Origin of the sequence: Methylobacterium sp. WL120, assembly GCF_008039465.1 — a bacterium.
Classification (GTDB): domain Bacteria; phylum Pseudomonadota; class Alphaproteobacteria; order Rhizobiales; family Beijerinckiaceae; genus Methylobacterium; species Methylobacterium cerastii.
Genome location: NZ_VRUT01000248.1, coordinates 1 through 4,532 on the forward strand (window position 1 = coordinate 1; position 4,532 = coordinate 4,532).

Annotated in this window: 7 protein-coding genes; 2 read left to right on the forward strand and 5 right to left on the reverse strand. The window is 71.3% G+C overall.

What is annotated here, in order from left to right; translation table 11 throughout:
- Positions 1–258 (forward strand): hypothetical protein (locus tag FV229_RS25425; protein WP_210246628.1); only part of this gene is annotated, 258 nt, incomplete at its 5' end.
- Between the two features lie 61 nt (positions 259–319).
- Here the strand turns inward: FV229_RS25425 and FV229_RS25430 are convergent.
- The 3 genes from FV229_RS25430 to FV229_RS28525 all read right to left on the reverse strand — a co-directional run bounded on the left by FV229_RS25430 (position 320) and on the right by FV229_RS28525 (position 1,626).
- Positions 320–757, reverse strand: coding sequence for a PRC-barrel domain-containing protein (locus FV229_RS25430; protein ID WP_147754593.1), 438 nt, complete (start codon positions 755–757; stop codon positions 320–322).
- A gap of 90 nt (positions 758–847) precedes the next feature.
- Positions 848–1,330 (reverse strand): DUF2721 domain-containing protein, encoded by a 483-nt coding sequence (locus FV229_RS25435; RefSeq protein ID WP_147754594.1) that lies wholly within the window; start codon positions 1,328–1,330, stop codon positions 848–850.
- 173 nt (positions 1,331–1,503) lie between these two features.
- Entirely contained in the window at positions 1,504–1,626 is a 123-nt protein-coding gene (locus FV229_RS28525; protein ID WP_281406031.1) for a hypothetical protein, read from the reverse strand.
- 216 nt (positions 1,627–1,842) lie between these two features.
- Here FV229_RS28525 and FV229_RS25440 point away from each other — a divergent pair, with 216 nt between their 5' ends.
- The gene (locus FV229_RS25440) at positions 1,843–2,199 is read left to right on the forward strand and encodes an SWIB/MDM2 domain-containing protein (RefSeq protein ID WP_147754595.1); all 357 of its coding nucleotides are present in this window, start codon (positions 1,843–1,845) and stop codon (positions 2,197–2,199) included.
- A gap of 112 nt (positions 2,200–2,311) precedes the next feature.
- Here the strand turns inward: FV229_RS25440 and FV229_RS25445 are convergent, their stop codons facing one another.
- Positions 2,312–3,109: an SDR family NAD(P)-dependent oxidoreductase gene (locus FV229_RS25445; RefSeq protein ID WP_147754596.1), complete on the reverse strand. Its 798-nt coding sequence runs from the start codon at positions 3,107–3,109 to the stop codon at positions 2,312–2,314.
- A 63-nt stretch (positions 3,110–3,172) separates the two neighbouring features.
- Positions 3,173–4,532 (reverse strand): MFS transporter (locus FV229_RS25450; RefSeq protein ID WP_348644205.1); only part of this gene is annotated, 1,360 nt, incomplete at its 5' end.

Sequence of the window (4,532 nt, forward strand, 5' to 3'; positions counted from 1 at the left end):
TCGCTGCGCAGCGCCCTGCCGGGCCGCGAGGCACGCATGGCCAACGTCGACGCCGACGGCCGCCCGCTGGCGACCGCCCCGACCCGGACCCTCGACCTGCCCCGCGACAAGCGCAACGAGGCGCGTGCGGCCAATGACGGCCCGCGCCGCATCCGCCGCGACGAGATCGACGGAGAGCCGACCGCCGGCGGTTCGTCGAGCTCGATGGCGCCGGCCCTGACCCCGGGCGGTGGCGTCGGCCTCGGTGGCAAGTTCTAGAGCATTTTCAAGCGAGGTGGATGCCGGCTCGCGTGAAGAGAATGCTTTAACCCGTCACGTTCTAGACGGCCGCCGTCAGCCGCGGGCCGTAATAGTCGTCGAGCCGGCCGCCATAGGCCGGGTCGGCGAAGCCGTCCTCGCCCGGGCCGTGGCTCGGCGCGCCGGCGAGCGTCGCCGGGTCGATGTCGACCACGTAGCCGCTTAGTTCGACGCTGTAGGTCAGCGCCTTCCACGGCAGCGGGTGGTGGTTCTCGCCGAGGCCAAGGAAGCCGCCGAACGCGAGCACCGCGTAGGCGACCTGGCCCGAGACCTTGTCGACCATGAAGTTGTGCACCGTTCCGAGGTGCTTGCCGGCCGCGTCGTAGACCGCCGTGCCCTCGACCTTGTTCGAGGCGATCAGCCGGGCGGTCTCGTCGATGGCCACGCCCTCGCCGGAGGGGTCGAGCTCCATCGAGCCGGGCTTGCGGATGCTGCGCTCGTTGGGAAGTTCCGTCGGCATCGCGATCTCCCTTATCGCAAGGACTGGGTCGCCCGGTGATCCGGGCGTCGGCCTAGGAAAGCCCGGATTCGCGATGGGTTCCGCCGCGTCTCAGCCTTCCGGCCCGGCTTCCGCCTCGGCCCGGCGCAGGGCGACCCGGTTGCGGACGCCGTGGCTGGCAAACAGCATCTCGGCGCCGAAGGCGACCAGGGCCAGGAGCGTGCACAGGATCGCCGCGCCGAACAGCGCGAACAGCACGCCGGCCACGGTGGCGTCGCGGAGCGCGCCGACGAAGAGCGTGAGGACGGCGCCGCAGGTCGAGACGCCCGAGAGCGCCGCCAGCACCACCGCCGCGTCGAGCAGCAGCGCGCGCAACCGCAGGCGGTCGAGCCGGTGGTCGAGGCGCAGGCGCTCCGTCTCGGTCGCGCCGGCGAGCAGGCCTGAGACCCGCTCGGCCTGGTCCGAGACGCGGGCGAGGCGGGCGCCGAAGACGTTGAGCAGGGTCGCGACCCCGGACAGCAGGAACACCGGCGTCAGCGCCACCTGGATGATGTGCGCGATGCCGTCGAGGGTGTTCGGCTCGAGGCTCGACATGGAAGGGGCGTTCCGCGGCGGGAGGACGAAGGCGGGGAGGGCCGTCCTCCGCCGCCTGAAACGTCCGGGCGGCCGGCCGGTTCGCCCGTATCGCGTCTTGCGTGCAAGGCGAAGGACGCGCCTGCGCGCAAGACGTCGATTCCAAGTCTTCGATGCGGGGCGGGCGTCCGACCTCAGACCAGCCCGGCGCCGGGCGGTCGCTCGCAAGCATTCGGCTCGGACGCGATGCCGAGTCCCAGGCCGAGGACCAGGGCGAACGCGGACACGAAGGCGAGGGCGAGGGCGGTGCTGACCATCCTCGGATCTGTCTTCCGATCCGGTGAAGAAAGGGTTTCGCCGCACGAAATCCGGCGCCACGTGTGCCCGCTGGCGTCACACCCTGTGGATGATAACGGGAACTGTTCCTGTTTTCCCTTGGAACGGCAGCGCTAGCCCTTAGTTCTTGCTGCTAGGCTACCCCCTGCTGCGGGGATGTCACGTTCACGCTCGCAGCGAGAACCGGAGGAACCCCCATGGCAACCAAGACGACGGAAAAGGCCGCTCCGAAGGCGGCGAAAGAGACCAAGGACGCCAAGCCCGCGAAGGCCGCGGCCCCCAAGGCGACCAAGGCCGCCGCCGGCGCGAAGCCCAACGCCCTGCAGCAGCCGCTGAAGCCCTCGGCCGACCTCGGCGCCATCGTCGGCACCAACCCGATCCCGCGCGGCGAGGTCGTCAGCAAGGTCTGGGAATACATCAAGAAGCACAATCTCCAGAACCCGGAGAACAAGCGCGAGATCCTCGCCGACGACAAGCTCAAGAAGGTCTTCGGCAAGGACAAGTGCAGCATGTTCGAGATGAACAAGCACCTCGCCGCCCACCTGAAGGCCTGAGCCGGTCGCGCCCCGTCCTCGGCCCGGTCCGGAGACCTCGTTCCCGGATCGTCCCGTGCCGGCGGGCGCCCGAACGGGGCGGCCTCGCGCCGCCCCGCGCGTCGTCCGCCCGCTACGCGATGTTGCGCAGGACGCCACCATCCACCCGGAGCGCCGCGCCGCTGGTCGCGCTCGCTGCCGGGCTGCAGACGTAGGCCACCATGTTGGCCACCTCCTCGACGCTGGCTAGCCGTCCGATCAGCGACGTCGGCCGGTGCTCTGCGACGAACTTCCGGCCGAGCGCATCGAGGTCGGCCTCGCCCGATCCCTTGGCCATCTGCTTCATGAACTCGGCGACGCCCTCCGAAAGGGTCGGGCCGGGCAGCACGCTGTTGACTGTCACGCCGGTGCCGGAGACCGTCTCGGCGAGCCCGCGGGAGACTGCGAGCTGCGCGGTCTTCGTCATCCCGTAATGGACCATCTCGACCGGGATGTTGATGCCGGACTCGCTGGCGATGAACACCACCCGGCCCCAGCCGCGCGCCACCATCCCCGGTGCGTAGGCGCGCGACAGCCGCACGCCGCTCATCACGTTGACGTCGAAGAAGCGCTGCCAGTCCGCGTCCGGAATCTCGAAGAACGGCTTGGGCTCGAAGATCCCGGTGTTGTTGACCAGGATGTCCACGTCCGGCAGCGCTGCCACGAGCGCATCGACGCCCTCGGCCGTCGCCACGTCGCCGACCGCCGCGAAGGGCTCGCCCGCCGGGTTTTCCGCGCGCAGGCGCGCGATCGCCGCCTCGACGCGCTCGGCCGTGCGCCCGTTGATGCCGACGCGGGCGCCCAGCTCGAGCAGCGCTTTGGCGATGCCGTAGCCGATGCCGCCGGTGGAGCCGGTGACGAGGGCGCTGCGGCCCTTCAGGTTCATGTCCATGCTGGTCGATCCCTGTTGTGGATGTCCGTCAACGCGGCCCCCGCGGCCCAGGTGGCATGCAGCCTACCCGGCCCTGCCCCGCCGCAGCACGCTGGCGCAGCCGCCGAACAGCGCGAGCAGCACCGCGCACCACAACGCCGCCGAGACCGCCCGGTCCGACCCGGCGCCGTGGGTGATCCCGAAGATCACCGCCACCATCGCCGCGCCCAGCGACTGGCCGGTGAGCCGGGCGGTCGATTGCATGCCGCTGGCGCCGCCGCTGCGCTCGCGCGGGGCCGAGGTGATGATCACCTTGTTGTTCGGGGTCTGGAACAGGCCGAAGCCGAGGCCGCACAGCGTCAGCCGCCAGACGACGTCGAGGGTCGCGGGCGCGGCCGGCAGCAGCGCCATCGCGGCGATGCCGGACGCCATCAGACCGAGGCCGACGCCCCCGAGCAGGCCCGGCGGGTAACGGTCGGCGAGCCGTCCGGAGATCGGCGCCATCGCCGCGATCGCGATCGGCCACGGCGTCATCAGGAAGCCGGTCTGCGTGCCCGAGAGGTGCAACACGTCCTGGAAGTAGAAGGGCAGGGCGATGTAGGCGCTCATCTGCGCAGCGAACGCGGCGATCGAGGTCGCCATCGACAGCGCGAAGGCCGGGATCCGCAGCAGGTCCACCGGCAGCAGCGGCGCCGGCAGGCGCAGCTGGTACAGCACGAACACCGCGCCGACCGCGATCGCCGCCCCGATCTCGGCGAAGGCGACCATCCGCCCGGCGGGGTCGCCGAGCCGATCGACGCCGACGATCAGCAGGCCGAAGGTCAGCGCGTTCAGCACCGCGCTCAACGCATCGAACCGCGCGCCGCTGCGCGGCGTCGCCGGCAGCGTCCGCGAGGCGACGAAGAGCGCGAGCCCGCCCACCGGCAGGTTGACCAGGAACAGCCAGGGCCAGGACGCCACCGAGAGGATCGCGGCGGCGACCGTCGGGCCGGCCGCCGAGGCGACGGCGACGACGAGCGCGACGTTGCCGACGCCGCGGCCGATCATCCGGTGGGGGTAGATGAAACGCACCAGCGCGATGTTCACGCTCATCACGCCGGCGGCCCCGAGCCCCTGCGCGAGGCGCCCGGCGACGAGGAAGCCGAGGCTCGGCGCGAAGGCGCAGGCGAGAGAGGCCGCCACGAACACCGTGAGCCCGGCGAGGTACACGCGCTTGTAGCCGAGGATGTCGCCGAGCGAGGCGAAGGGCAGGAGAGCAGACGTCACCGCGATCTGGTAGCCGTTGACCACGAAGATCGCCGCGGACGGGTCGACGGCGAGGTCCTTGGCCATCACCGGCAGCGCCACGTTGACGATCGCCCCATCGAGCACCGCCATGGTCATGGCGAGCGACACCGCCGCCATCGCCAGAAGGCGCTCGCGCGGCGGCAGCCCGTCTGACGCC

Excerpts from the sequence above, each read along its gene's own strand:
- FV229_RS25430 (WP_147754593.1), bottom strand. The coding sequence starts at position 757 with ATGCCGACGGAACTTCCCAACGAGCGCAGCATCCGCAAGCCCGGCTCG.
- FV229_RS25435 (WP_147754594.1), bottom strand. The coding sequence starts at position 1,330 with ATGTCGAGCCTCGAGCCGAACACCCTCGACGGCATCGCGCACATCATC.
- FV229_RS28525 (WP_281406031.1), bottom strand. The coding sequence starts at position 1,626 with ATGGTCAGCACCGCCCTCGCCCTCGCCTTCGTGTCCGCGTTCGCCCTG.
- FV229_RS25440 (WP_147754595.1), top strand. The coding sequence starts at position 1,843 with ATGGCAACCAAGACGACGGAAAAGGCCGCTCCGAAGGCGGCGAAAGAG.
- FV229_RS25445 (WP_147754596.1), bottom strand. The coding sequence starts at position 3,109 with ATGGACATGAACCTGAAGGGCCGCAGCGCCCTCGTCACCGGCTCCACC.